The following is a 25,948-nucleotide window of genomic DNA, read 5'->3' on the forward strand; positions in this document are numbered from 1 at the left end:
GCCCCGCACCGGATCCGGTGCGGGGCCCCTCCCGTGTCACGTGCGCGCTACTTGGCGACCTTCATGGCGTCGCGGATCGCCCGGGTCTTCTCCGCGGCCTGGTCCGGGGTGACGCCCTGGCCGCTGTCGCCGCCGGTGCTGCCCAGGCTCATCTTCGTGAAGGTGACCCGGCCGTAGGTGGACTTGTCCGCCCACACGCAGACCGTCGGCCCGGCCTTGCCGGCGATCACGCTGATCACGCCGCAGCTGAGCTTCCCGGCGGAGGCGTGGCTGTCCTTCGCGGGGTAGTCGGTCATCGGCGTGGTCCAGCTGACCCCGCCGCCGTCCTTCTTCGAGTCCGCGATGATCTGGTCCGGGTCGTTGAGGTCGCCGTAGATCCCGATCACCGAGAGCGAGTCCACGTTCTTGACGTCGGTGCCCTTGCCGTAGCTGGCCACCACCGCGTGCAGGTCCTTGCCGACCTTGGAGACCTCGGGCTTGCTCATGTCGGCGGCCTCCTCCTTCGCCGACTTCTGGACGTAGCCGTCCAGCAGCGTCTGCGGGGCGGTGAGCTTGTACTGGCCGCCCGCGTCCTTGCCGCCGAGGAACGACCAGGCGGCGTAGCCGCCGCCGCCCAGCACCAGCGCGCCGACCACCAGCCCGATCACCAGGCCGCCCTTGCCCTTGGGCTGCTGGGGCGGCGGGTAGCCCGGCTGGCCGTACGGCGCCTGCGGCGGCGTGCCGTACGGCTGCGGGGGAGCGCCGTAGGGCTGCTGCGGCGGTTGCCCGTACTGGGGCTGGCCGTACGGGGGCTGGGGTGCGCCGTAGGGCTGCTGCGGCGGCTGGCCGTACTGCGGCGGCTGCCCCCCGTACTGCGGCGGCTGGCCGCCGTAGGGCTGCGGCTGTCCCTGCGGGTACTGCTGTCCCTGGCCGTACATCTGCGTTCGTGCTCCCCCGCCGCACCCGCGGCCTGTCGTGGTGTCCAGTCGTTCCGTGCCCGTCCGGTCCGCCGGACGAGTGCCCGGGCACGCTACCGCACGGTGGCGGACCGGGGCCCGCCCGGGCGCGGCGGGTCCGGGCACCGAAAGCGGTTCGTGACCCTCCCCCCGGTTACGTAAACTGTGCGTCGTGACCGACACGACGAACCAGCGCCCCGTGAGCACCTTTGCCGGGGACGAAGCAGCGACCCTCCCGACGACCTACACCCCCGCGGACGTAGAGGGCGAGCTGTACGAGCGCTGGGTGGAGCGTGGCTACTTCACCGCGGACGCGAAGAGCGACAAGCCCGCTTACACCATCGTCATCCCGCCGCCGAACGTCACCGGCGCCCTGCACCTGGGCCACGCCTTCCAGCACACGCTGATGGACGCGCTGACCCGCCGCAAGCGCATGCAGGGCTACGAGACGCTCTGGCTGCCGGGCATGGACCACGCCGGCATCGCCACCCAGAACAAGGTCGAGCAGCAGCTCGCCGAGTCCGGCCTCTCCCGCCACGACCTGGGCCGGGAGGCCTTCGTCGAGAAGGTCTGGGAGTGGAAGAAGAGCTACGGCGGCCGCATCCTCGGCCAGATGCGCCGCCTCGGCGACGGCGTGGACTGGTCGCGCGAGCGCTTCACCATGGACGAGGGCCTGTCCCAGGCCGTCCAGACCATCTTCAAGCGGCTCTTCGACGACGGCCTGATCTACCGCGCCGAGCGCATCATCAACTGGTGCCCGCGCTGCCTCACCGCGCTGTCCGACATCGAGGTGGAGCACGAGGACACGCCGGGCGAGCTGGTCTCGATCCGCTACGGCGAGGGCGAGGACTCGATCGTCGTCGCCACCACCCGGGCCGAGACGATGCTGGGCGACACCGCGGTGGCCGTCCACCCCGAGGACGAGCGCTACCGGCACCTGGTCGGCCGGACCATCAAGCTGCCGCTGACCGACCGTGAGATCCCGGTCGTCGCGGACGAGCACGTCGACCCGGAGTTCGGCACCGGCGCCGTCAAGGTGACGCCCGCGCACGACCCGAACGACTTCGCCATCGGCCAGCGCCACGACCTGCCCAACCTGACGGTCATGGACGATCGCGGTGCGATCACCGTGCACGGCCCCTTCCTCGGCATGGACCGGCTGGAGGCCCGCTCGGCCGTCGTCGGCGCGCTGCGCGAGCAGGGCCGGATCGTCGCCGAGAAGCGCCCGTACATGCACGCCGTGGGCCACTGCTCGCGCTGCCACACCGTGGTCGAGCCGCGGCTGTCGCTGCAGTGGTGGGTCAAGGTCGAGCCGCTGGCCAAGGCCGCCGGCGACGCCGTCCGCGACGGCAAGGTGGAGATCCACCCGAAGGAGCTGGAGCGCCGCTACTTCGACTGGGTCGACAACATGTACGACTGGTGCATCTCGCGCCAGCTCTGGTGGGGCCACCGGATCCCGGTCTGGTACGGCCCCGAGGGCGAGGTCGTCTGCGTCGGTCCGGACGAGCAGCCGCCGACCGGCGAGGGCTGGGTTCAGGACCCGGACGTCCTGGACACCTGGTTCTCCTCCGGCCTGTGGCCGTTCTCCACGCTCGGCTGGCCGGAGCGGACCGCGGACCTGGAGAAGTTCTACCCGACCGACGTCCTGGTGACGGGCCACGACATCATCTTCTTCTGGGTCGCCCGGATGATGATGTTCGGCCTGTACGCGATGGACGGCGAGGCGCCGTTCAAGACCGTCGCCCTGACCGGTCTGGTGCGCGACGAGTTCGGCAAGAAGATGTCGAAGTCCTCCGGCACGGCCGTGGACCCGCTGGACTGGATGGACGCCTACGGCGCCGACGCCGTCCGCTTCACCCTGGCCGGCGGCGCCAACCCGGGCGCCGACGTGCCGATCGGCGAGGACTGGGTCAAGGGCTCGCGCAACTTCTGCAACAAGATCTGGAACGCGACCCGCTTCGCGCTGATGAACGGCGCCACCACCGAGGGCGCGCTGCCCGCGCCCGAGGACATGACCGCGGTCGACCGCTGGATCCTGTCGCGGCTGAACGCCACCGTCGCCAAGGTGGACGCGCTGTACGACGACTTCCAGTTCGCCAAGGCGACGGACGCGCTGTACCACTTCGCCTGGGACGAGGTCTTCGACTGGTACGTCGAGCTCTCCAAGACCACCCTGGCCAAGGGCGGCCCGCAGGCGGACGCCTCGCGCCGGGTGCTCGGCGAGGTCCTGGACGTCACGCTGCGGCTGCTGCACCCGGTCGTCCCGTTCGTCACCGAGGCGCTGTGGACGACGCTCACCGGCGCCGAGTCGCTGGTCGTGGCCGCGTGGCCGAAGGACAGCGGTTACCGTGACGCGGCCGCCGAGTCGGAGATCGCCACCCTCCAGCAGGTGGTCACCGAGGTCCGCCGGTTCCGTTCGGACCAGGGCCTCCAGCCCGCGCAGCGCGTCCCGGCCCAGCTGGAGCTGGCCGGCACCGTGCTGTCCGTCCACGAGGACGCGATCCGCTCGCTGCTGCGGCTGACCGTTCCCGAGGAGGGCTTCGCGGCCACCGCCTCGCTGCCGGTCGCCGGTGCCACCGTCGCGCTGGACCTCTCCGGCACCATCGACGTCGCGGCCGAGCGCAAGCGCCTGGCCAAGGACCTCGCGGCCGCCGAGAAGGAGAAGGCCCAGACCACCGCCAAGCTCGGCAACGAGGCGTTCCTCGCCAAGGCGCCGGACGAGGTGGTCGCCAAGATCCGGGGCCGCCAGGAGGCCGCCGAGGCCGACATCGCCCGGATCACCGCCCAGCTCGCGGCGCTGCCGCAGGGCTGAGCCCGGACCGGTCCCCGAGGGGCCGCACACCGCGACACGCGGGGTGCGGCCCCTCGGGCGTTTTTCCGGTGTTCGCTTCCGGAATGGCTACCCGGGTGCTTTCACTACACCAAATAGCCCAGAAACATTGCTCCCTTCCGGCGAATTATCATCCTGCGACCGGGTGAGGTCCTATTCCGAGCGAATTGATTCCGGTCTTGCCCGCGCGGGTTCGCGGAAGTTTGCAGGTCCGCTGTGTACCGTGTGCACGGAGTTTCCGAATGGGTGTTTCCGCTGAGCGTTCCTGCTGAGCGGCGGACGGGAGGGCATGGCGTGGTGGTGACCGAGGAGTTGGCCGACGAACTGCCTGTGGAGGCGGTCGAGGAGGCCAAGGCCAGGGCGGCGACCCTGCTGCTCGCGTTCCGGCACGGCAACCAGATCGCGTTCGACCACGAGCTGGACCTGCTGTTCGCCGAGCACGCCGAGCGCGAGGTGACCACCCTGCTCACCTGGATCGCCGCCGAGGCCGTCCGCAAGGCGTACGCCCCCGAGGTCGGCGACAGGGTGCTGCGGGCGATGGCCCGGCGCGCCCCGGAGGACACCGGCGCGGTCGACGTGGACGAGGAGACCGCGAGCGCCGCCCGGCTGATCGAGGCGGTGGCGGCCGGCGAGGTGGCCGAGGTCCGCGGCCTGGTGGCGGCGACACCGGACACCACCTTCCTGCTCGGCGGCCTGCTGCAGGGCGTCGCGATGATGCTGCCGCTGCTGCCCGACGGCGAACTGGCCGAGATCACGGCCGAGTTGCGCCGTCGGCACGGCGGCGCCGCGCATGTGCCGGAGGCCCGGGCCGGGGTCTGAACCCGGGCCGCCGGCAGGCCGGCCGGTCCGGCTACGGCATGGCGTGCAGATGCGAACCGATGGTGCTCGCGACCGGGTTGCCCGCCTTGGCGTCCCAGTTGGTCGACCAGGTCATCGCGCCGCCGATGCCGGGCCACTTGGTGTCCGGCTTGTAGCTGCCGCAGTTGGTTCCGGAGGCCAGGCAGTCCAGCGCGTTGTTGACCGTGCCGGCGGCGAGGTACCCGCCGCCGGCGGCGCTGGTGGAGGCCGGCACCCCGAGCCCCACCTGGTCGGGGCGCAGCCCGCCCTTGAGCTGGATGCAGGCCAGCGCGGTGAGGAAGTTCTCCGTGCCCTGCGAGTGGACGTTCCCGTCGCAGCCGTTCATCGCGCCGGAGTTGTAGTACTGCATGTTGACGATGGTGAGGATGTCCTTCACGTTCAGCGCCAGTTTGAAGTACTCCATGCCGGTCGACTGCATGTCGATCGTCTGCGGCGCCATGGTGAGGACGAATCCGCTCCCGGCCTTCGCCGCCAGGGCGTGCAGCGCCTGGCCCATGGAGGTGGAGCTGATGCCGTTCTCCAGGTCGATGTCGATCCCGTCGAAGCCGTAACCCTGCATCAGCGCCCAGGCGGAGTCGGTGAAGTTCGCGGCCGAGGCGGAATCGCCCACCCAGACGGTGCCGTTCTGTCCGCCGATGGAGAGCACCACCCGTTTTCCGGCCGCCCGCTTGGCCGCGATGTCGGCCTTGAACTGGGCGTCGGTGTAGCCGCCGAGGCGGGAGGAGAGGGCGGGGTCGAGGGTGAAGCTCAGGCCGCCGCGGGTGGCGGTGGCGTCCGCGAAGGAGACCGCGATGATGTCGTAGGCGGCCGGGACGTCGCTGATCCGCTGGACGGTGGCGCCGTTGTCGAAGTTCTGCCAGTAGCCGGTGAGGATGTGCTTGGGCAGGCCCGGGGGCCTGGTCGGGGTCGACGTCCCGGTGGGGGTGGGGCTGCCGGTGCCCGTGGCGGTGGCCGTCGGGCTCGGCGAGGCGGTGGTGGTGGCGGTCGGGCTCGGGGACGGCTGCGGTCCGCCGGGCCCGAGCAGCGAGACGTCGTCGGCGGCGAAGGCCGGCTGTCCGTACCAGCCGTGCAGGTAGACGGTGACGCTGGTGGTGTTCGGGCCGGTGCTGAAGCCCGTGCTCAGCTGGGTCCAGCCGGTGCCGCCGGGGGTCCAGGTGCTCGGATCGGTGCCGCCGGTGCCGCGGGCGCCCAGGTAGACGTACGAGCCCTGGACCCAGGAGCTCAGGGTGTACGAGGAGGAGGGCTTCACCGCGACGGTCTGGGTGCACTCGCCGGTGTCGCTCCCGCTCGGGGTGGACTGCAGGGCGTACGTGCCGGAGTGCGCGGCGGTGCTCCGGACCGTGGCGCTCGAACAGGTCCAGCCGGACAGGTTCCCGGTCTCGAAGCCGCCGTTGGTGATCAGATCGGTGTCGGCGGCGTGGGCGCCGGTGCCGTCGGCCAGGGCGAGTCCGCCCAGGCCGATGACCAGGGCGCTCGCTCCGGCGAGCAGCGAACGGACGGCGCGCGGGCGCCGGTGTCGGGCAGGTGGCATGACTCCGTCTCCAGTGGGGGAGGCCCGGCGGCGCCTCGTGGGGGAGGAACGCCGTCCGGGGTGTCGATGGTGCGCGTGCGGGAGCTACCGACAACTCAAGTCCCGGTCGGGAACGGAGACTTGCCTCACAAGGTGGAGTAGACCAATTCTGCTGTCAAGGGGGCGCTACGCGGCCGGTGGTGCGGATCCGACCCCGGCCGGCCCGGCGATCGCCGCGGTCAGCGCGGCGATCCGGGCCGAGGCCAGGCCGTCGCCGTACGGGCTCGGGGTGGCCGCCAGCCGGGCGAGCCGCTCGGGGGTGTCGGAGAGCCAGGCGCGGGCCAGGGCGCCCAGCTCCTCGCCGGGCGGCACCAGCGCGGCGAAGCCGGCCGCCACCGCCTCCGGACGCTCGGTGGAGCGGCGCACCACCAGCAGCGGGCGGCCGAGCACCGTGCACTCCTCCTGCACGCCGCCGGAGTCGGAGACCAGCAGGGCCGCGTGGCCCGCCAGGCCCAGGAAGTCGCCGTAGCCGACCGGGCTGGTGACGGCCAGCCGCTCCAGCAGGCCGTCCAGGCCGAAGCGCTCGACGGCGGCCCGGGTGCGCGGGTGCATCGGGAACAGCACCGGGGTGCCGGCCCGGGCGATCCGGTCCAGTTCGGCGAGCACCGCGCCGAGCGCCTCGGCGGTGTCGGTGTTCTCCGGGCGGTGCACGGTGGCCAGCACGTACCCGTCCGGGCGCAGCCCGTGCGCGGCGAGCAGGGCGGCGCGGGCGGCCCCGTCCGGCAGCTGACGGCGGACCACCTCGACGACGGTGTTGCCGGTGAGCTCGATCCGCTCCTCGGCCAGCGACTCGGCGCGCAGGTTGGCGACGTTCTCCCCGGTGGCGGCGCAGAGCAGGTCGGAGACGTGGTCGACCATCACCCGGTTGTGCTCCTCGGGCATCGCCCGGTCGAAGCTGCGCAGCCCGGCCTCGACGTGGACCAGCGGGACCCCCCGGGCGTTGGCGGCCAGGGCCCCGGCCAGGGTGGCGTTGGTGTCGCCCTGGACGACCACGGCCACCGGGCGGTCCTCGGCGAAGGCGGTGTCCAGCTGGCCCAGCGAGCGGGCGATCTGGCCGGCCCGGGGGCGGCCGCCGACACCGGTGAGCAGCTCGGGCTCGGGCAGGTCGAGGTCGCGCAGGAAGCGGCCGGACATCGCCTCGTCCCAGTGCTGGCCGGTGTGCACCAGCCGGGTGGCGTCGCCGAGCTCGTGGATCAGCGGGGCGAGCTTGACCAGCTCGGGGCGGGTACCGAGGACGACGGCGACGCTGGACGGGGGCAGGCACGTGCTCATGCGGGACTCCGGTCGGGACGTGGTGCGGGGAGGAGGCGTGGGGGCGGGCGGCTCGGGACGCGGGTCAGGACTCGAGCGCGGTGGGGGCGCCGACGGCGACCTTCTCGGCGTTGCGGCGGGTCTTGGCCCAGCCGTTGCGGCCGAGCAGCATCCGGACCGCGGCCCGGGTGGCGACCACGAACAGGTGGTAGGCGTAGAGCCAGACCAGGACGCCCCAGAGCAGTGCGGTGAGCCGGCTCCGGTCGGGGTGGACGGCCCTGCGGTAGGCGAAGCCCCAGAACACCATCGGCAGGGCGGCGAGCACGAAGGCGAGCAGCATCCACGGGCCGAACCTGAGCTGGAACTCGGCGGTCTCCTCCGGGAAGAGCACCACCCCGGCGCCGGTGATCCCGAGCGAGAGCGGGAAGAGCAGCACCAGCAGGACGCAGACCACCGGCTGGAGGAAGGTGTACAGCACCTCGGCCTTGCCGGACGGGGTGTAGTGCGGGGAGCGCAGCACCCGGCCGGTGTAGCGCAGGCACTGCATGTTGCCCTGGGCCCAGCGGGTGCGCTGGGTGAGGAAGCGGCGCAGCGAGATCAGGCCCTCCTGGGAGACCTGGGCCTCGGTGACGTGGGTGAGCCGCCAGCCGGCCAGCCGCAGGTCGAGGCCGGACTCGTAGTCCTCCAGCAGGGCGCGCTCCGGCCAGGGGCGGCCGGCCCGGCCCTCCTCGGCGGTCAGCGAGTCGAGGGCGGTGAGCCGGACGAACTGGCCGTTGCCGCCGAGGCCGACGCTGCCGGTGCGGCGGCGCAGCAGCTGCATGCCGGTGTTGGTGGCCTGGAACTCGACGTCCTGCATCCGCACCAGTGCGCGGGCCAGGGCGTTGGCGGCCCGGCCGCGGCCGGGCAGTGGGAGTTCGTCGTCGGCGTTGCGCATCCGGACGCCGATCTGGACGGCGCCGGTGTCGGGGCGGCCGAGCGCCTTGGCGTTGCAGACCCGGGCGAGGGTGCCCGGGCCGAGCCGCCCGTCGGCGTCGACCACGCCGATCACCACCCGGGCGCGGTCGGTGCCCTCGGGCAGCGAGGCGGAGATCTCCCGGTAGGCGGCGTTGAGGGCGGCGCCCTTGCCGATCCGGGCGTGCGGGCGGCGGCGCTGGACGAGGTGGATCCGGGGGTCGCGGGCCGCGGCGGCGAGCACCAGCCCGCGGGTGGCGTCCTCGCTGTCGTCGTCGATCACCCACAGGTGGGCCTCGGGCGCGCCGGCCCGCAGGCCGTCCAGGGTCTGGGTGACCACGGCCTCCTCGTCGCGGCAGGGGATCACCAGGTGCCACTGGAAGGCGGCGGGGTCGCCGGGCTCGGCGGGGCGGCCGTGCCGGAAGGCGTGCCGGGAGCCCGCCCAGTACACGAGGAAGCGGCCGAAGACCAGGAGCATGTAGCCGACGAGGGCCAGGGAGATCAGTCCGGCGATCCGGACGACGGAGTCCTGGCGAAGCACGATCCATGCGTGCAGGGCGTCGGGCATGGCGAACTGCTCCTTGTGATCAAAGGCTGGGGGGCTCCCATCAGTTGCGAATCGATGCTTCATTGCGGTTCAAATCGCCAAATCGATAGTAAAGGGAGAAAAATGGGCGATCACGGCAAAGGGCGGGCAAAGTGGTGGTTCTCACCCCGTGAGGAGGACCCGTCGGCGCTCCGTAGACTGTGGTCGTGAGCGACAAGGCCGACCCGAACCCGTACACCATCCGCCCCGCCGACGGCGGCACCGGCGACGCCCTGCGCGACGTCGAGGTGGAGCTCTCCGAACGCTGGCCGGAGAACAAGCTGGAGCCCTCGCTCGACCGGATCGAGGCGCTGATGGACATCCTGGGCCAGCCCCAGCGGTCCTTCCCCTCCATCCACATCACCGGCACCAACGGCAAGACCTCCACCGCCCGGATGGTCGAGCAGCTGCTCAACGCCTTCGAGCTGCGCACCGGCCGCTACACCAGCCCGCACGTGGAGTCCGTCACCGAGCGGATCAGCCTGGACGGCGCCCCGATCAGTCCCGAGCGCTTCGTCGAGGTCTACCGCGACATCGAGCCCTACGTGCGGATGGTCGACGCGGCGCAGCCGGTGCCGATGTCCTTCTTCGAGGTGCTGACCGGCATGGCCTACGCGGCCTTCGCCGACGCCCCGGTGGACGTCGCCGTGGTCGAGGTCGGGATGGGCGGCTCCTGGGACGCCACCAACGTCATCGACGCCGCCGTCGCGGTGATCACCCCGATCGGGCTGGACCACACCGACAAGCTCGGCGGGACCACCGGCGAGATCGCGGTCGAGAAGTCCGGGATCATCAAGTCCGGTGCCGTCGCCGTCGTCGCCCAGCAGCAGCTGGACGCCGCCGAGACCATCCTGCGCCGCGCCGTCGAGGTGGATGCCACGGTCGCCCGCGAGGGCATGGAGTTCGGCGTGATCCGCCGTGAACTCGCCGTCGGCGGACAGCTGGTGACGCTGCGCGGACTCGGCGGCGAGGAGTACGAGGACGTCTTCATCCCGCTGCACGGCGAGTACCAGGCGCACAACGCGGCCCTCGCCCTGGCCGCGGTCGAGGCCTTCTTCGGCGTCGGCGGTGCGCGCGGCGGGCAGCTGGACGTGGACAAGATCCGCCAGGCCTTCTCCGGCGTCTCCTCGCCGGGCCGCCTGGAGGTCGTCCGCCGCAGCCCCACGATCGTCCTGGACGCCGCCCACAACCCGCACGGCGCCCGCGCCACCGTGGCCGCGCTCACCGAGTCCTTCGGCTTCACCCGGCTCGTCGGCGTGATCGGCACCTCCGGGGACAAGGACGTGGCCGGCGTGCTGGAGGCCTTCGAGCCGATCCTGGCCGAGGTCGTCATCACCCAGAACTCCACCCACCGCGCGATGGACGTCGACGCGCTCGCGGCGCTGGCCGTGGAGGTCTTCGGCCCGGACCGCGTCCAGGTCGAGCCCCGGCTCGACGACGCCATCGCCGCCGCCGTCACCCTCGCCGAGGAGGAGGGCGACCTCGGCGGCTCCGGGGTGCTGGTCACCGGTTCGGTCATCACGGTGGGCGAGGCCCGCCTGCTGCTCGGGAGGAAGTGACATGAGGACGCTCTGCTCCTCGACCTTGATCGGCGAAGCGTTGCTGATCCTCTTCGCGGCGCTGGTCGCGGTGCGGCTCACCGACGTCTCCGGCGCGGAGGTGTGGACGGTCAGCGGCATCGCGATGGCGCTGTGCGTCCTGCTCTGCGGCATGATCGACCGCCCCGGCGCGGTGCAGATCGGCTGGGCGCTGCAGATCGGGCTGATCGCCGGCGGCTTCATCCTGCCGACCATGTTCGGTCTCGGCGTGGTCTTCGCCGGCCTGTGGTGGTGCTCGGTGCACTACGGCCGCAAGGTCGACGAGTTCAAGGCCGCCCGGGCCGCCGCGGAGGCCGCCGCAGTACAGGTCTGAGGCCCGGACCGGCGGACCGACACGCCGTGTACGCAAGGTAATCTCTGCCCTGTCGGCGCCGCTTGTCGACCCGACTGTCCGCCGAACCGAATCCCCAGGAGACGCACCGTGTCCCAGCGCACTCTCGTCCTGCTCAAGCCCGACGCCGTCCGCCGCGGCCTGGCCGGCGAGATCATCAGCCGCATCGAGCGCAAGGCCGGCTGGCGGTTCGCCGCCGTCGAGCTGCGCACCTTCGAGCGGGCGACGCTGGAGCAGCACTACGCGGAGCACGTGGGCCGCCCGTTCTACGAGCCGCTGCTGGAGTTCATGACCTCCGGCCCGTCGATCGCGCTGATCGTCGAGGGCGAGGAGGTCGTCAAGGGCATCCGCATGCTGGCCGGCGCCACCAACCCGCTGGAGGCCGGCGCCGGCACCATCCGCGGCGACTACGCGACGATCACCCGCGAGAACCTGATCCACGCCTCCGACTCCCCGGAGTCCGCCGAGCGCGAGATCAAGATCTTCTTCCCCGCGCACGCCTGACCCGGACCGGGCGACACGCCCGGCGGGACCAGGGGTGACACACCCCGGGGAAGCGGGTGACGCACCCGCAGGACCTTCGTCCGCCCCGGTCGGGACCATTGGCCCGGCCGGGGCATTCTTATCGTGAAATAGGGAACTGGAGGCGCCGACACGGCGTCCCAATCCTCGGAGATGCGATCACGCCCCGGACAATGGACGGTATGCCCCACGTCTACGTCCGTGCCGCGCGGCGTGACTACGATGGACGCGACTCAAGGGCCCGGTAAGGCAGCTCAGCTGGTCTCCGCCCAAGCGTGGGCGCGCATTCGTCCACCCCCCCATGAACTCCGAGCCCGGGAAGGCACCCACACCCCATGGCGAGCAACCTGTCGTTCATCGGCCGCGACTTGGCGATCGACCTCGGAACAGCCAATACGCTGGTGTACGTCAGGGGCAAGGGCATCGTCCTGAACGAGCCGTCCGTCGTCGCGGTGAACACCAACACCGGTGGGATCCTCGCGGTCGGCGCCGAGGCCAAGAAGATGATCGGCCGCACCCCGGGCAACATCGTCGCCATCCGCCCGCTCAAGGACGGCGTGATCGCCGACTTCGAGATCACCGAGCGGATGCTGCGGTACTTCATCCTCAAGATCCACCGCCGTCGCTACCTCGCCCGCCCCCGCGTCGTGGTCTGCGTGCCCTCCGGCATCACCGGCGTCGAGCGCCGCGCCGTCATCGAGGCCTCCTCGCAGGCCGGCGCCCGCCAGGTGCACATCATCGAGGAGCCGATGGCCGCCGCGATCGGCGCCGGCCTGCCCGTCCACGAGGCCACCGGCAACATGGTCGTCGACATCGGCGGCGGCACCACCGAGGTCGCCGTGATCTCGCTCGGCGGCATCGTCACCGCCCAGTCCATCCGGGTGGCCGGCGACGAGCTGGACAACGCGATCGTCCAGCACATCAAGAAGGAGTACTCGCTGCTCCTGGGCGAGCGCAGCGCCGAGCAGATCAAGATGAGCATCGGCAGCGCCTTCGGCCTGGAGGGCGAGAAGGACGAGCACGCCGAGATCCGCGGCCGCGACCTGGTCAGCGGTCTGCCCAAGACCGTGGTGATCTCCGCCGCCGAGGTCCGCGAGGCCATCGACGAGCCGGTCAACGCGATCATCGACGCGGTCAAGACCACCCTCGACCAGTGCCCGCCCGAGCTGGCCGGCGACGTCATGGACCGGGGCATCGTGCTCACCGGCGGCGGCGCCCTGCTGCGCGGCCTGGACGAGCGGCTGCGCCGCGAGACCGGCATGCCGATCCACATCGCGGAGAACCCGCTCGACTCCGTCGCGCTCGGCTCCGGCAAGTGCGTCGAGGAGTTCGAGGCCCTCCAGCAGGTACTCGACGCCTCGCCGCGTCGTTGACACGTCGCCGCACCACCGGTACCACGCGTCACATCCGACACTCGACTGAACGGGCCGCCGCCCGGGCCCCACAGCCCCGGACGGCGGCCAGGTACGAAGGGGCAGTACCAGCACCGTGAGGGACACACGAGAGAGCCGGCTGCTGCTCATCCTGCTGGTGGCCGTCGCCTTCGCGCTGATCACCGTGGACATCAAGGGCGGTGAGGACTCCCCGCTCGGCCCGGCCCGGCACGCCGCCGCCAGTGTCCTCGGACCGGTCGAGCGCGGAGCCGCCACCGTCGTGGACCCGGTCGCCGACACCGTCCGCGCCTTCCGGGACGCGGCCACCGACAGCGGCCGCACCGACCAGCTCGCCCGCGAGAACACCGAACTGCGGCAGAAGCTCGCCTCCTCCGACATGGCCACCGGGCGCACCAAGCAGCTGGACGACCTGCTGCGCACCGCCGGCGCCGGCGGCTACACCGTCAAGGCGGCCCAGGTCATCGCGATCGGCCCGGCCCAGGGCTTCTCCTGGACCATCACCATCGACGCCGGCAGCGACGACGGCCTCACCCGCGACATGACGGTGATCAACGGTCAGGGCCTGGTCGGCCGGATCACCACCGTCGCCCCGACCACCGCCACCGTGCTGCTCGCCTCCGACCCCGGCTTCTCGGCCGGCACCCGGCTGGAGAGCACCGGCGAGATCGGCTTCGCCTCCGGCGGCGGCGACAGCCCGATGAAGGTCTCGCTGCTCAACGGCAAGGCCCAGGTCAAGGCCGGCGACCGGCTGGTCACCTTCGGCTCGCAGAGCGGCCGCCCGTTCGTGCCCGGCGTCCCGGTCGGCAAGGTCGTCGAGGTCCAGGCCAACGCCGGCCAGCTGACCAAGACCGTCATGGTCGAGCCCTTCGTCCAGTTCACCCGGCTGGACCTGGTCGGCGTGGTGGTCGTGCCGCCGCGCGCCGACCCGCGCGACGCCGTCCTGCCGCCGGCGCCCGCCGCGGGCCAGCCGGCCGCCGCGCCGGGCCAGGTCCCGGCCTCCGTGCCCGGACAGGTCCCGGCCTCCGCGCCCGCCGCCCCGCCCGCCAAGCCCACTGGGGGGAACTGAGCCATGCGCCTCGCCCGCATCCCCGTCTCCGCCGGCCTCGTCCTGTTCGGCCTGATCCTCCAGGTCAGCGTCTTCGGCCGGCTCCAGCTCCCGGGAGCCACCCCGGACATACTGCTGCTCGTCGTGGTCGGCCTGGCCATGGTCTACGGGCCCACCGGCGGCTGCCTGGTCGGCTTCGCGGGCGGCCTGCTGGCCGACCTCGCACCGCCCTCCGACCACGCGATCGGCCGCTACGCGCTGGTGCTCTGCCTGATGGGCTACGCCGCCGGACTGCTGCGCCCGGACCACGGCCGCCCGCGCTCCGTGGCCGGCTCGCTGCTGGTGGTCGGTGCCGCGGCGGTCGCCTCCACCCTGCTCTACGCGATGGTCGGCGCCCTGGTCGGCGACACCGCGGCCCGGCACGTCGGCCTCGGCGGACTGGTGATCAGCGCCCTGCTCTACGACCTGCTGCTGGCGCCCTTCGTGGTGCCGCTGGTGATGTACCTCGGCCGCCGCTTCGGGCGCGACCCGGTGGCCGCGGCGGACGACGACGAGGGCAGCTCCGGCCTCGGCACCCTGGCCCGCTACCGCACCACCCGCGAGGCCTCGACGGGCCCGTCGTACAAGAAGCGGCGCGTGCCCGGCTTCGTCCGCCGGCCGTAACCGGCCCGGCCCCGACCACCCGACCTCCCCGCATCCTGGAGCGCACGAGACGTGAGCAACATCCCCGAGACCGGACGCACCCGACGGGTGACGATCCGTCTGGTGGTGCTGCAGATCCTGGTGCTGTCGCTGCTCGCCACCCTCGGCGGGCGGCTGTGGTACCTGCAGATCCGCAACGCCAAGGAATACACCGCGAAGGCGACCGGCAACCACATCCGCGAGGTGGTCGAGCCGGCCGTCCGCGGCGAGATCCTGGACGCCTCCGGGCGGGTGCTGGCCGGCAACGAGACCCGGCTGGTGGTCTCGGTCAGCCGCACCTCGCTGCTCCAGCAGAAGGACGGCGGCAAGGCGGTGCTGTCCCGGCTGGCCGAGGTGCTGGGGATGCCCGCCAAGGACGTGCAGGAGAAGGTCCGGCTCTGCGACGCCAAGACCCCGCAGCCGTGCTGGAACGGTTCGCCGTACCAGCCGATCCCGGTCACCAAGGAGGCGACCACCCAGCAGGCGATGCAGATAATGGAGCGCCGCGAGGACTTCCCCGGGGTCACCGCGCAGCCCACCGCCGTGCGCCGCTACACCGGCGCCGAGGGCGCCAACATGGCCCAGGTGCTCGGCTACCTCTCGCCGGTCACCGACGAGGAGGTCAGCAAGACCGCGGGTAGGAGCGGCCTGGACCGCTACCTGCCGGCCGACCAGATCGGGCGGGCCGGCCTGGAGTCGGTGTACGACCGCGACCTGCGCGGCACCGCGGGCATCACCAAGCTGGAGGTGGACAACCTCGGCCGGGTGATCGGCAACGCCGGCACCGTCGCCCCGCAGACCGGCGACAACCTGGTCACCAGCATCGACGCCCGGGTGCAGAAGGTCGTCGAGGACAACCTGGCGCAGGCCATGAACGACGCCCGGAACACCTTTGACAAGGTCACCAACCGCAACTACGAGGCCGACTCCGGCGCCGCCGTGGTGATGGACGTGCACACCGGGCGGATCGTCGCGATGGCGAGCGCCCCGACCTACGACCCGAACCTCTGGGTGGGCGGCATCAGCGGCAAGGACTACCAGTCGCTGACCAGCAAGGACTCCAACTTCCCGCTGCTGAACCGGGCCATACAGGGTCAGTCCGCCCCCGGTTCGACCTTCAAGGTCATCTCCACCACCGCCGCCGTGCAGGCCGGCTACTCGCTGGACGGCCACTACGACTGCCCGAAGAGCATGACCATCGGCGGCCGCGAGTTCAAGAACTTCGAGAGCGAGAACTTCGGCCAGATCTCCCTGGAGAAGGCGCTGGAGGTCTCCTGCGACACCGTCTTCTACGGCCTGGCGTACGACCAGTGGCTGAAGGACGGCGGCATCAAGCCCAAGAAGGAGCCGGGCGACTGGTTCTTCAAGACCGCCCACGAGTTCGGCCTCGGCGCCAAGACCGGCATCGACCTGCCGTCCGAGGTCACCGGCCGGGTGCCGGACCGGCAGTGGAAGCAGTCCTTCTACGACAACAACAAGGACGCCTGGTGCGCCCAGGGGCAGAAGGGCGGCAACAGCTACTCCGACCAGATCGCCCGGGAGAACTGCGTCGACGGCTACCAGATGCGCGCCGGTGACGCCGTCAACTTCGCGATCGGCCAGGGCGACACCCTCGTCACCCCGGTCCAGATGGCCCGGATCTACTCGGCGCTGGCCAACGGCGGCACCTTCTACCGGCCGACCATCGCCAAGGCGGTGATAAGCCCGGGCGGGGACCTCGTCCGCGAGATCGCCCCGCACGAGGACGCCAGGTTCCCCGGTGACGAGAAGCTGCTCAGCTACATCAACCAGGCCACCGAGAGCGTCATCAAGAGCGGCACCGCCGCCTGGAAGTTCAACGGCTGGCCGCAGGACAAGATCACGCTGCACGCCAAGACCGGCACCGCCGAGGTCGAGGGCAAGCAGACCACCTCCTGGCTGACCACGTACAGCAAGGACTACGCCGTCGTCATGACGATAAGCCAGGGTGGCACCGGCTCCGGCGGTTCCGGCGACGCCATCCGCCGGATCTACCAGGCGCTGTACGGCGTGGACGACAAGGGCGGCATCGACACCGGCAAGGCGCTGCTGCCCGCGCCGCAGGCCGAGCTGCCGAAGTTCAACCCGGACGGCACCGCGATCATCAAGCCGGTCTCGTACGGCGTCGACGCGGCGCCGGGCGCCCAGGCGCAGGCCGTCGCACCGGCTCCGGCGCTGCTCGACGCGGCCGCCGCGCAGCCGGCCCCGGCGACGGCCTTCCTCGACCGGACGCCGCCGGCCGACCGTCCGGCGTCGTACACCGCGGCCGACGCCGCGCTCGAACCCACGCGCGGACCGGGAAGGGGACGGGCATGACCTCCTACGGCTCGTACCGGCAGCTGCGGCTGGCCCCGCAGCGCAGCGGGGTCTCCAAGGCCCTGGCCAAGGACTCCCCGCTCTGGCGGCTGGACTGGATACTGCTGCTGGCCGCGCTGGCCCTCTCGGCCGGCAGTTCGCTGCTGGTCTGGTCGGCCACCCGCGGGCGCGACTCGCTGACCCACGGGGACCCGCAGTACTTCCTGTACCGGCACCTGACCAACTTCGTGGTCGGGCTGGTGCTGTGCTCCGTGGTGATAGCGATAGGGAGCCGGCGCTTCCGCACGATCGTGCCGTTCCTGTACGTCGGCGTGCTCCTGATGCTGCTGGCGACGCTCAGCCCGCTGGGCTCGACCATCAACGGCGCGCACTCGTGGATCCAGCTCGGCGGCGGCTTCTCGATCCAGCCGGCCGAGTTCGCGAAGCTCGCGATCGTGCTGGCGATGGCGGTCGTGCTGTCCGACCAGGTGGACGCGGGGGAGCGGGAGTTCCCCTCGCACCGGGCGGTGTTCCGGGGACTGCTCTGGGCCGGGCTGCCGATGGGCATAGTGCTGCTGATGCCGGACGCCGGCTCGGTGATGGTGATGGCCGCGATCGTGCTGGGCATCCTGCTCGGCTCGGGCGCGGCGAACCGCTGGGTGCTCGGCCTGCTGGTGGCGGGCACCGCCGGGTGCGTGGCGATCTGGAAGTTCGGACTGCTGAGCCAGTACCAGATCGACCGCTTCGCCGCCTTCGCGAACCCGCAGCTGGACCCGAACGGCGTCGGCTACAACACCGCGCAGGCCCGGATCGCGATCGGCTCGGGCGGGCTGACCGGCAAGGGGCTGTTCCACGGCACCCAGACCGTCGGGCAGTTCGTGCCGGAGCAGCAGACCGACTTCGTGTTCACCGTGGCCGGCGAGGAGCTGGGCTTCGTCGGGGCGCTGGCGATCATCGCGCTGGTCGGCGTGATCCTCTGGCGGGCCTGCCGGATCGCCCGGCAGGCGACCGACCTGTACGGGACGATCGTGGCGGCCGGGGTCATCGCCTGGCTGTCCTTCCAGGCCTTCGAGAACATAGGGATGTGCCTGGGCATCATGCCGGTCGCGGGCATCCCGCTGCCGTTCGTCTCGTACGGCGGCTCCTCGATGTTCGCGAACTGGATGGCCATCGGGCTGCTCCAGGCGGTGCGCAGCCAGCGGCCGATAGCGGCCTGAGCGAGCATCGCGGCGGGGCCGGCCGGGGACTTCCCGGGCCGGCCCCGCCGTCGTGTCCGGGGCGTTCCCGCGGCCGGGGGGCGCCGCGGTCAGACGGCCGGGAAGCCGATCCGGGCGAGCACGCCCCAGCGCTCGGAGCGCCGGGTGAGCACGTAGACCGAGTCGAAGGAGCCGGTGCGCTCCCCGGCCGCGTCGTAGCGGGCGAAGCGGACCAGGGCGTGCACCTGGTCGGGGGAGGACTGGCTCAGCTCGACGCTCTCCCAGCCGCTGCGGGCCCAGCCGGAGTCGACCAGCAGGGCCAGCTCGGGGGTGGACCGCTCGACGTAGCCGGCCTCGTCCTCCCAGACCGTCACCTCACCCTCGTGCACCCGGACGTGCGGGTAGTGCAGGGTCCGCGCCCAGGCCGTCAGGTCGCGGCTGTTGAGGGCGTCGAGGAAGGCGTCGAGGGCGGCGCGGGCGGCGGCCTCGTGAGCGGGGGTGTCGTGAGCGGGGGTGTCGTGGGCGGCGGTCTCGTGGGCGCGGGTGTCGGCGGGCACGGCGGCCTCCAGGGCGGGCTGCGGACGGCAGGGACGCGGCAAGCCTGGTCCACCGGCGCGCCCGGTGGGGCCGGGCGGGGCCGATTCAGGTCCAAAGGCCGGGGCACAGACCGGTCGTACGGCCGAAGAGCCGCCCCGGGAGTGTCGGGGAGAATCAGTGGGCGTCGGCGGGCTCACGGGTCGCGGCGTCCAGGACGGCGTCCAGCAGGCCGGGGAAGCGCTGGCCGAGGTCGTCCCGGCGCAGCGACATCAGCCGGCGGGTGCCCTCGACCCGGGTGGTGGTGACGCCGGCCTCGCGCAGCACCTTGAGGTGGTGCGAGAGGGTCGACTTGGACAGGGGGATGTCCAGGTCGCTGCAACATTGCTCGTCGACCTCGGACAGGCCCGTCACGATGGAGAGGCGGGCCGGGTCGCTGAGGGCGTGGAAGATGCCGGCGAGCTGGATGGAGTCGGTGGCCGGGTGGCTCGGGGTCCGCATGGCGGCTCCTTGGTCGTCCTGGTCGTGCGATGGATTGTTCGAACTTTGGCGTACTATCCAATCTTAGGCAATGGGGCCGGCCCGCACCGCCGTTCCCGCGGAAGGACACCCGATGAGTGAACGCCGCGAGCGAACCGCCGGGAGGTGCCCGTGGGCCGCTACGGTCTGACGCTCCCGTTGCGCGGCGTCCCGCTGCACCGCCACCGCGCACTGGTCGAGGAACTGCCCGATCTGGGCTACACCGACGTGTGGACCGGGGAGGCGGCGGGCTACGACGGCTTCACCCCGCTGGCGCTCGCCGCGGCCTGGGCGCCCGCGCTGCGGCTGGGCACGGGGGTGGTGCCGGTGCAGACCCGAGGGCCGGCACTGCTCGCCATGACGGTCGCCTCGCTGGCCGAGGCCGCTCCCGGCCGGGTGGTGGTGGGCGTCGGCTCCTCCGGCCCGCCGTTCGTCACCCGGATCAACGGCATCCCGTTCGAGCATCCGTACCGTCAGGTCCGCGACACCGTGCGGTTCCTGAAGCACGCGCTGGCCGGCCGGACGGTACGGGGCGCGTTCGACTCCTTCACCATCGAGGGGTACACCCCGGCGCTGCGGCCCGACCCGGTGCCGCCGGTGATGATGGGCGCGCTCGGCCCGCAGATGCTGCGGCTGGCCGGCCGGGAGGCGGACGGGCTGGTGACCAACTTCCTGGCGGCCGCGGACGTACCGCGGGTGCGGGAGGCGATGGGCGAGGAGGGCCGCACCAAGGAGGTGGTGGCCCGGCTGTTCGTCTGCCCGACCAAGGACCGCGACCACGCCCGCTGGCAGGGGCGGCAGTTGCTCGGGCCGATCCTCAACGCCCGGACGTACGGCGGCTTCCACGACTGGCTGGGGCGCGGCGAGGAGCTGGCCGCCTCGCACGCCGCGTGGGCGGCGGGCGACTTCCACGGCGCGTGCGAGGCGGTGCCCGAGCACCTGGTCGACGCGCTGCTGATCCACGGCTCCCCGGGGGAGTGCCGGGAGCGGGTCGCGCAGTTCGCGGCGGCGGGGGTGGACACGCCGCTGCTGGCGGTGCTGCCGGTGCCGGAGTTCGGCCCCGGGCCGGAGGGGATGCGCGACACGCTGCGGGCCCTGGCCCCGCAGACGTGACGCCGCGCAGCCCCTATCCGGCCGCCCGGTGTCCCGACCGGGCGTAGACCATGGCCTGGGCCCGGCTGCGCACGCGCAGCTTGCCGAGCACGTTGGAGACGTGGAACTTGACGGTCTTCTCGCTGAGGTGGAGCTCGGCGGCCATCTCGGCGTTGGACAGCCCGCCCGCGATCAGGGTGAGCACCTCCTGTTCGCGCGGGGTGAGCAGATGGAGCAGCGGTGGGGTGTGCAGCGGAGGTCCGGGCAGCCGGCGGGCCATCTCGGTGACCACCTCGGCGGTGATCGGCGGGGAGATCAGCGCGTTCCCGGCGGCGACCGCGCGGACCGCGTGCACCATGTCGGACTCGGGCCCGTCGCGCAGGACCAGGCCGCGGGCGCCGGCTCTGAGGTAGTCGAGCATCCGGTCCGGGTCGCCGGGGCGGACCAGCAGGATGACGCCGGGCTGCCCGGTCTCCCGGTCGGAGGTGAGCTTCTTGACCTCGCAGGCCTCCATGCCGGGCATGTCGGCGTCGATGACGACGACGTCCGGGCGTTTGGCGGCGCAGGCCTGGGCGATCCTGGCGGTGGTGGAGAGCTCGGTCAGGGGCTGCAGCCCGGGTGAGCGCTGCAGGATGGTGCGCAGCCCGGTGCGCAGCAGCGGTGAGGCGGCGCAGATGAGCACGCGGACGGTGGGGCCGGTGGGATCGGAGGGGTCGGCGGGGCGGTAGAGGGACAGGCTCATGTTCGTTCTCCTTGCCGTCGAGATTCCGGGACTCCGGGCAGCCGGAATCGGCGGGGTGCGTGGGGGCACCACCGCGGGGGCGGAATCGTGATGATGAGAGGAGATTTCTTTTCCGGCGTCGAGTCGGTGCGCGGTCGGTGCGCGGACGCGGGAGGAGAGTTCAGGGGCGACAGCGGCAGCGGTGCGTCGCGCAGTCGGAAGTCGCTGCGGCAGCAAGGCCGTTGACTCGACATTCCCGGAACATGGAAGCCATCCTAAAGATCGGCCTGATCGGTGGTCAAGAACTTCCTGGTGGGCGCGGTCCCACCAGGGGGGCTACCAGGCGTCCCAGTGGGCGATCTGCTCGGTGCCGACCCGGGGGCCGGGGCGGAAGTCGGTGCCGATGGTGTGGGCCAGCGGGATCAGCGCGGCCTGCAGGACGGTCTCGTAGGGGATGCCGAGGATCTCGGCCGCCTCGCGCTCGTAGTGCAGGTGCGGGGTGGTCCAGGCGGTGCCGAGGCCGCGGGAGCGGGCGGCGAGCATGAACTGCCAGGTGGCCGGGATGATCGAGCCCCAGGTGTTGGCCTGGCCGACGAAGGAGTCGACCTCGTGCCGGCCCTCGATCCGGACGCAGGGGATCACCAGGACCGGGACCTCGTGCAGGTGGTCGAAGAGGTGCTGGGCGCTCTCGGCGAGCCGGAGTCGGCGCAGCTGGTCGCCGACGGTGCGGTCCACGCCGGTGCCGACCACCTGCTGGCGGGGGCGGACCAGGCCGAGCCGGTAGAGGTCGGCGATCGCGGAGCGCTTGGCGGGGTCGGTGATGATCATGAAGTCCCAGCGCTGGCGGTTGCGGCCGGTGGGGGCCTGGGTGGCCAGGGCCAGGCACTCCTCGATCAGTTCGCGTTCCACCGGGCGGGTGAGGTCGAGCCGCTTGCGCACCGCCCGGGTGGTGGTGAGCAGTTCGTCGATGGAAAGCGCGAGGGGCGACATGGGCGGGGCTCCAGCTCCGGTCGGGTCGGAAGGGGGTGCGGATCCTTCCGGATCCTATTGATGGTTCGAAACTTGCGCAACATTCGAAGTCCAGTGGGTGGACCGGACGGGATCTCAAGTTCCGCTCTTGTGTGCCGAGTTGATTCTTTCTATGCTTCCACTATCTTCGAACATTCGAAACATGATGAGAGTGCTCGACCGCGAGAGGACGCCATGTCGCAGATCAAAGTCGAAGTCGAACCGGCCGAGGTCGGGCTGGACCCCGAGCGGCTGCGCCGGATCGACTCCTACCTCCGGGCCTACGTGGACGACGGCCGGCTGCCCGGCTGGCAGCTCGCCGTGACCCGCGGCGGGAAGGTCGCCCACCTCGCCGGATACGGGCACCGCGACGTCGAGAAGGGCCTGCCGCAGACCCCGGACACCATCTACCGGTCCTGGTCGATGACCAAGCCGGTCACCTCGGTGGCCGCGCTGGTGCTGCTGGAGGAGGGTGCGATCGGCCTCCAGGACCCGGTCTCCCGCTACCTGCCGGAGTTCGCCGACGTCCGGGTCTACCAGCGCGGGCCGGCCTCCCGGCCGGTCACCGTCCCCGCCGCCGAGCCGATCCGGATCGTGCACCTGCTCACCCACACCTCCGGCCTGACCTACGGCTTCCACCGGGCGCACCCGGTGGACGAGATCTACACCGCCAACGGCTTCGAGTGGACCACCGCGCCCGGCCTCGACCTCGCCCAGTGCGTCACCAAGTGGGCCTCCTTCCCGCTGCTCTTCGAGCCCGGCACCGCCTGGAACTACGGCGCCTCCAGCGACGTGCTCGGGCGGGTGATCGAGGTCGCCTCCGGCAGGCGGCTGGACGAGTTCCTGGCCGAGCGGGTGCTCGGCCCGCTCGGCATGGCCGACACCGGCTTCCACGTCCCGGCCGACAAGGCCGACCGGCTGGCCGGCTTCTACGTCGTCGACCCGGCGAGCGGGAAGGCCGTCCGCAACGACGCCTTCGGCGGTGACGTGCTGCGCGAGCCCCACTGCCTCTCCGGCAGCTCCGGACTGGTCACCACGCTCGCCGACTACCACCGGTTCAGCCAGATGCTGCTCGGCGAGGGCGAGTACCAGGGCGTACGGGTGCTCGGCCGGCACACCCTGCGGCACGCGCTGCGCAACCACCTGCCCGGCGGCGGGGACCTGAAGAGCGTCGGGCGGCCGGTGTTCTCCGAGATGCCCACCGCCGGGGTCGGCTTCGGGCTCGGCTTCGCGGTGGTGCAGGACCCGGCCGCCGCCGGGGTGCCGGCCAGCGCCGGGGAGTACGGCTGGCACAGCGCCGCGTCCACCATCTTCTGGGTGGACCCGGCGGAGCGGCTGACGGTGCTGTTCCTGACCCAGCTGATGCCCTCCAGTGCGCACCAACTGCACGGACGCCTGCGGCAGTTGGTCAACCAGGCGCTGGTCGGATAACGGGTCCGCCCGCCCCGCTCCGGGGCTCACCCGCCCGGCTGGACGGCGAGGAGCTTGCGGGTCAGCCGGATCAGCGTGTCCCGCTCCTCCGCGGTGAGCGCGGCGAACACCCGGTCCATCATCGGGGCGATGCCCGCCTCCGCCTCGGCCAGGGCCCGCGAACCGACCTCGGTCATGGTGACGGCGTAGGCGCGGCGGTCGCGCGGGTGACGCTCGCGGACCACCAGTCCGGAGCTCTCCAGGCCGTCGATGCAGCCGACCATCACGCTGCGGTCGATCCGCAGCTGCTCGCTCAACTCCTGCTGGGAGCAGGCCCCGACCGCGTCCAGCATCTTCAGCACCAGGTGCTGGGCCACCGTCAGCCGGGCGCCGGTCAGCTCCTCGTCGATGGCCCGGGCGACCACGGTGGTGGCCCGGCAGAGCGCGATGTCCGGGCGCTCCCGGGTGAGCGTCGCGAAGTACTGCCGGCGCTCGCCCCCGTCGTCCGTCCGGCTGGGCGAGGCGAGGCGGGGCGTCCGCGGGGCGGTGGCCATCGGAACTCCTTCTGCGGGCGGGGCCATCAGCATAACGCGTTCAGGAGATTGTTTTTCCGTAGACGTTCTCAAGGAAGGGGAATCCCATGTGCTCACCGGAAACGGTGGCCGGCGCCACCGGCCACACCGCCACCGGGCCCGTCGCCGCCGCGCCCGCCGAGGTCTCGGCGCCGCTCCGGGCCAGAGCCCCGATCAGCCTGCCGCGCGGGGCCGTCCGGGACCTCACCCACGTGGTCGGCCCGGACTGGCCGGTGTTCGAGCTGTACGTCAAGCCGATGGAGATCAAGCGGCTCGCCAACCTCGCCGAGCACGAGTACAACGCCTTCGAGCTCACCTACAACGAGCACATCGGCACCCACCTCGACGCGCCCTCGCACTTCGACGACGACGGCCTGGCCACCCACCAGATCCCGGCCGACACCCTGGTCGCACCGCTGGCCGTGGTCCGGATCGGCGAGCGCGCCGCCCGCGACCACGTCACCGAACTGACCGTCGACGACCTGCTGGCGTGGGAGAGCCGCAACGGCCGCATCCCCGACGGTGCGCTGCTCGCCGTCGACAACGACTGGGCGCACCGGATCGACACCCCCGGCGCCTTCCTCAACCTCGACCCCGCGGAAGGGCTCTACCGCTTCCCCGGGATCTCGGTGGAGGCCGCGCACTTCCTGGTCACCGAGCGCTCGGTGGTGGGCGTCGGCACCGACTCGATCAGCCTCGACCCCGGCACCCGCCCGGCCGACCCGGACACCCACCGGGTGCTGCTGCCGGCCGGCAAGTACGCCATCGAGTGCCTCGCCGGGCTCGACACCGTGCCCGACCTCGGCGCGGTCGCCGTGGTCGGCGCGCCCAAGCACCTCGGCGGGACCGGCGGCCCGGTCCGCGTCCTCGCCTTCGTCTGAACCGGCGGACCCGCGAACGGCACGACCGGCGACCACGACGACCGGCGCTGACAGCGGCCCGCGAACGGCACGGCCCGCGAACGGCACGACCCGCGAACGGCACGACCCGCGAACGGCACGACCCGCGATCACAACGACCCGCGAACGGCACGACCCGCGATCACAACGACCCGCGATCACAGGAGAAGCCCATGACCGTACAGACCGACTCGGAGTCCGTCTTCGCCGGGGCCACCGGCGAACGCTGGGAGTGGAAGGAGGAGCGCTACCGCGACGGGGTGTTCAGCCACGCCGTGGACACCGAACTGCACCGGCTGCGGCTGCTGGAGTCCGTCCTGGACGAGCACACCCGCAGCCGCTTCCGGGGGCTCGGCCTGCGGGCCGGGCACCGGGTGCTGGAGGTCGGCGGGGGCGGCGGCTCGGTCGCCCGCTGGCTGGCCGAACAGGGCGCCGAGGTCACCGTGACCGACCTCGACACCACCTTCCTGGACGAACTCGCCGCCGACGGCGTGCGGGTGCTGCGCCACGACGTCTACACCGACGACTTCCCGCCCGCCTCCTTCGACTTCATCCACGCCCGGTACGTGGTGATCCACCTGCCCGACCCGGAGAAGGCGGTGGAGCGGCTGGTCCAGTGGCTGGCCCCGGGCGGGACGCTGGTGCTGGAGGAGCCGGCCTTCTTCCCGATCAAGGACTCGCCGCACCCCGGCTACCGGACCGTGCTGCGGGCCTTCCGCCGCCACCTGGAGACCGCGGTGGGCACCGACACCGAATGGGCGCGCAGCCTGCCGGTGCCGCTGGAGGGCAAGGGGCTGAGCGGCCTCGGCCACGACGCGCGCTTCCAGCTGATCGCCGGCGGGGACGACGAGGCCGAGTGGTGGCGGCTCACCCTGGAGCAGACCCGGCCGGCCGTGGTGGCCGCCGGACTCGCCACCGAGGAGGACTTCGAGGCGGCGTACCGGGAGCTCGCCGACCCGCAGTTCCGGGACCTCTCCCTCGCGGTCTTCACCGCCTGGGGGAAGCGGGCCTGACGCGCCCGCGCACGCCGACGGGCCGGTCACCCCTGCGGGGGCGGCCGGCCCGTCGGCGTTCCGTCGGGGTGTTCCGTCGGGGTGTTCCGTCGGGGTGTTCCGTCCGGGCGTGGCCGGGG

Annotated in this window: 23 protein-coding genes; 14 read left to right on the forward strand and 9 right to left on the reverse strand. The window is 72.2% G+C overall.

The genetic code is table 11. The features are described from left to right. Window positions 1-47: 47 nt before the first annotated feature. Window positions 48-917: a hypothetical protein gene (locus ACWGKU_RS30440; protein ID WP_452179353.1), complete on the reverse strand. Its 870-nt coding sequence runs from the start codon at window positions 915-917 to the stop codon at window positions 48-50. Window positions 918-1,107: 190 nt separating this feature from the next. Here ACWGKU_RS30440 and ACWGKU_RS30445 point away from each other — a divergent pair, with 190 nt between their 5' ends. After that, window positions 1,108-3,747 (forward strand): valine--tRNA ligase, encoded by a 2,640-nt coding sequence (locus tag ACWGKU_RS30445; RefSeq protein ID WP_452179352.1) that lies wholly within the window; start codon window positions 1,108-1,110, stop codon window positions 3,745-3,747. Between the two features lie 312 nt (window positions 3,748-4,059). Beyond that, entirely contained in the window at window positions 4,060-4,584 is a 525-nt protein-coding gene (locus tag ACWGKU_RS30450; RefSeq protein ID WP_380543344.1) for a hypothetical protein, read from the forward strand. A gap of 31 nt (window positions 4,585-4,615) precedes the next feature. On the opposite strand, the gene ACWGKU_RS30455 is transcribed toward ACWGKU_RS30450, so the two are convergent. The 3 genes from ACWGKU_RS30455 to ACWGKU_RS30465 form a co-directional block, all read right to left on the reverse strand. Continuing rightward, window positions 4,616-6,154 carry a chitinase gene (locus ACWGKU_RS30455; protein WP_452179351.1) on the reverse strand — a complete coding sequence of 513 codons (1,539 nt, stop codon included), beginning with the start codon at window positions 6,152-6,154 and terminating at the stop codon, window positions 4,616-4,618. A 165-nt stretch (window positions 6,155-6,319) separates the two neighbouring features. Then, the gene (gene wecB / locus ACWGKU_RS30460; protein WP_452179350.1) at window positions 6,320-7,465 is read right to left on the reverse strand and encodes a non-hydrolyzing UDP-N-acetylglucosamine 2-epimerase; all 1,146 of its coding nucleotides are present in this window, start codon (window positions 7,463-7,465) and stop codon (window positions 6,320-6,322) included. Window positions 7,466-7,529: 64 nt separating this feature from the next. After that, window positions 7,530-8,963 (reverse strand): glycosyltransferase family 2 protein, encoded by a 1,434-nt coding sequence (locus ACWGKU_RS30465; protein WP_401051398.1) that lies wholly within the window; start codon window positions 8,961-8,963, stop codon window positions 7,530-7,532. Between the two features lie 185 nt (window positions 8,964-9,148). Between ACWGKU_RS30465 and folC the strand changes: the two genes are divergently transcribed. The 8 genes from folC to rodA all read left to right on the forward strand — a co-directional run bounded on the left by folC (window position 9,149) and on the right by rodA (window position 18,082). Continuing rightward, window positions 9,149-10,540, forward strand: coding sequence for a bifunctional tetrahydrofolate synthase/dihydrofolate synthase (gene folC / locus ACWGKU_RS30470; RefSeq protein ID WP_401051400.1), 1,392 nt, complete (start codon window positions 9,149-9,151; stop codon window positions 10,538-10,540). 1 nt (window position 10,541) lies between these two features. Continuing rightward, entirely contained in the window at window positions 10,542-10,892 is a 351-nt protein-coding gene (locus tag ACWGKU_RS30475; RefSeq protein ID WP_401051401.1) for a DUF4233 domain-containing protein, read from the forward strand. Between the two features lie 108 nt (window positions 10,893-11,000). Further along, complete coding sequence (gene ndk / locus ACWGKU_RS30480) at window positions 11,001-11,414, forward strand: nucleoside-diphosphate kinase (protein WP_359908153.1); 414 nt, start codon at window positions 11,001-11,003, stop codon at window positions 11,412-11,414. A gap of 365 nt (window positions 11,415-11,779) precedes the next feature. Then, complete coding sequence (locus ACWGKU_RS30485) at window positions 11,780-12,805, forward strand: rod shape-determining protein (protein ID WP_049648984.1); 1,026 nt, start codon at window positions 11,780-11,782, stop codon at window positions 12,803-12,805. A 115-nt stretch (window positions 12,806-12,920) separates the two neighbouring features. Beyond that, window positions 12,921-13,892: a rod shape-determining protein MreC gene (gene mreC, locus ACWGKU_RS30490; protein WP_401048169.1), complete on the forward strand. Its 972-nt coding sequence runs from the start codon at window positions 12,921-12,923 to the stop codon at window positions 13,890-13,892. A gap of 3 nt (window positions 13,893-13,895) precedes the next feature. Next, on the forward strand, window positions 13,896-14,534 hold the full coding sequence (gene mreD, locus ACWGKU_RS30495; protein WP_452179349.1) for a rod shape-determining protein MreD: 639 nt from the start codon (window positions 13,896-13,898) through the stop codon (window positions 14,532-14,534). 51 nt (window positions 14,535-14,585) lie between these two features. Then, a complete protein-coding gene (mrdA, locus tag ACWGKU_RS30500; protein WP_401048172.1) occupies window positions 14,586-16,886 on the forward strand; it encodes a penicillin-binding protein 2 in 2,301 nt (766 codons plus the stop codon). Continuing rightward, the gene (gene rodA / locus ACWGKU_RS30505) at window positions 16,883-18,082 is read left to right on the forward strand and encodes a rod shape-determining protein RodA (protein ID WP_359908141.1); all 1,200 of its coding nucleotides are present in this window, start codon (window positions 16,883-16,885) and stop codon (window positions 18,080-18,082) included. Before mrdA ends, rodA begins: the two co-directional genes overlap by 4 nt. Before the next feature lie 89 nt (window positions 18,083-18,171). On the opposite strand, the gene ACWGKU_RS30510 is transcribed toward rodA, so the two are convergent. Beyond that, window positions 18,172-18,660, reverse strand: coding sequence for a hypothetical protein (locus ACWGKU_RS30510; protein ID WP_452179348.1), 489 nt, complete (start codon window positions 18,658-18,660; stop codon window positions 18,172-18,174). 112 nt (window positions 18,661-18,772) lie between these two features. Then, entirely contained in the window at window positions 18,773-19,096 is a 324-nt protein-coding gene (locus ACWGKU_RS30515; protein ID WP_401048179.1) for an ArsR/SmtB family transcription factor, read from the reverse strand. Window positions 19,097-19,246: 150 nt separating this feature from the next. Here ACWGKU_RS30515 and ACWGKU_RS30520 point away from each other — a divergent pair, with 150 nt between their 5' ends. Beyond that, a complete protein-coding gene (locus ACWGKU_RS30520; RefSeq protein WP_401048181.1) occupies window positions 19,247-20,227 on the forward strand; it encodes an LLM class F420-dependent oxidoreductase in 981 nt (326 codons plus the stop codon). 13 nt (window positions 20,228-20,240) lie between these two features. Here the strand turns inward: ACWGKU_RS30520 and ACWGKU_RS30525 are convergent, their stop codons facing one another. Continuing rightward, the gene (locus ACWGKU_RS30525; RefSeq protein ID WP_452179347.1) at window positions 20,241-20,948 is read right to left on the reverse strand and encodes a LuxR C-terminal-related transcriptional regulator; all 708 of its coding nucleotides are present in this window, start codon (window positions 20,946-20,948) and stop codon (window positions 20,241-20,243) included. 315 nt (window positions 20,949-21,263) lie between these two features. Further along, a complete protein-coding gene (locus ACWGKU_RS30530; protein ID WP_401052892.1) occupies window positions 21,264-21,917 on the reverse strand; it encodes a nitroreductase family protein in 654 nt (217 codons plus the stop codon). A 213-nt stretch (window positions 21,918-22,130) separates the two neighbouring features. Here ACWGKU_RS30530 and ACWGKU_RS30535 point away from each other — a divergent pair, with 213 nt between their 5' ends. After that, window positions 22,131-23,366, forward strand: a complete 1,236-nt coding sequence (locus ACWGKU_RS30535; protein WP_359908126.1) for a serine hydrolase domain-containing protein — start codon at window positions 22,131-22,133, stop codon at window positions 23,364-23,366. A gap of 26 nt (window positions 23,367-23,392) precedes the next feature. Here the strand turns inward: ACWGKU_RS30535 and ACWGKU_RS30540 are convergent, their stop codons facing one another. After that, window positions 23,393-23,899, reverse strand: a complete 507-nt coding sequence (locus tag ACWGKU_RS30540; RefSeq protein ID WP_359908123.1) for a MarR family winged helix-turn-helix transcriptional regulator — start codon at window positions 23,897-23,899, stop codon at window positions 23,393-23,395. Between the two features lie 86 nt (window positions 23,900-23,985). On the opposite strand from ACWGKU_RS30540, the gene ACWGKU_RS30545 reads away from it, so the two are divergent. Both ACWGKU_RS30545 and ACWGKU_RS30550 read left to right on the forward strand, forming a co-directional pair. Further along, window positions 23,986-24,798, forward strand: coding sequence for a cyclase family protein (locus ACWGKU_RS30545; protein ID WP_359908120.1), 813 nt, complete (start codon window positions 23,986-23,988; stop codon window positions 24,796-24,798). Between the two features lie 191 nt (window positions 24,799-24,989). Next, window positions 24,990-25,829, forward strand: a complete 840-nt coding sequence (locus ACWGKU_RS30550; protein WP_387695386.1) for a class I SAM-dependent methyltransferase — start codon at window positions 24,990-24,992, stop codon at window positions 25,827-25,829. Window positions 25,830-25,948 lie beyond the last annotated feature (119 nt).

The organism is Kitasatospora sp. NPDC054768 (genome assembly GCF_053612025.1).

Excerpts from the sequence above, each read along its gene's own strand:
- ACWGKU_RS30455 (WP_452179351.1), bottom strand. The coding sequence starts at position 6,154 with ATGCCACCTGCCCGACACCGGCGCCCGCGCGCCGTCCGTTCGCTGCTC.
- ACWGKU_RS30525 (WP_452179347.1), bottom strand. The coding sequence starts at position 20,948 with ATGAGCCTGTCCCTCTACCGCCCCGCCGACCCCTCCGATCCCACCGGC.
- ACWGKU_RS30540 (WP_359908123.1), bottom strand. The coding sequence starts at position 23,899 with ATGGCCACCGCCCCGCGGACGCCCCGCCTCGCCTCGCCCAGCCGGACG.
- ACWGKU_RS30550 (WP_387695386.1), top strand. The coding sequence starts at position 24,990 with ATGACCGTACAGACCGACTCGGAGTCCGTCTTCGCCGGGGCCACCGGC.
- ACWGKU_RS30440 (WP_452179353.1), bottom strand. The coding sequence starts at position 917 with ATGTACGGCCAGGGACAGCAGTACCCGCAGGGACAGCCGCAGCCCTAC.
- ACWGKU_RS30465 (WP_401051398.1), bottom strand. The coding sequence starts at position 8,963 with ATGCCCGACGCCCTGCACGCATGGATCGTGCTTCGCCAGGACTCCGTC.
- mreD (WP_452179349.1), top strand. The coding sequence starts at position 13,896 with ATGCGCCTCGCCCGCATCCCCGTCTCCGCCGGCCTCGTCCTGTTCGGC.
- ACWGKU_RS30535 (WP_359908126.1), top strand. The coding sequence starts at position 22,131 with ATGTCGCAGATCAAAGTCGAAGTCGAACCGGCCGAGGTCGGGCTGGAC.
- wecB (WP_452179350.1), bottom strand. The coding sequence starts at position 7,465 with ATGAGCACGTGCCTGCCCCCGTCCAGCGTCGCCGTCGTCCTCGGTACC.
- ACWGKU_RS30545 (WP_359908120.1), top strand. The coding sequence starts at position 23,986 with ATGTGCTCACCGGAAACGGTGGCCGGCGCCACCGGCCACACCGCCACC.
- ACWGKU_RS30475 (WP_401051401.1), top strand. The coding sequence starts at position 10,542 with ATGAGGACGCTCTGCTCCTCGACCTTGATCGGCGAAGCGTTGCTGATC.
- ACWGKU_RS30515 (WP_401048179.1), bottom strand. The coding sequence starts at position 19,096 with ATGCGGACCCCGAGCCACCCGGCCACCGACTCCATCCAGCTCGCCGGC.
- rodA (WP_359908141.1), top strand. The coding sequence starts at position 16,883 with ATGACCTCCTACGGCTCGTACCGGCAGCTGCGGCTGGCCCCGCAGCGC.
- ACWGKU_RS30530 (WP_401052892.1), bottom strand. The coding sequence starts at position 21,917 with ATGTCGCCCCTCGCGCTTTCCATCGACGAACTGCTCACCACCACCCGG.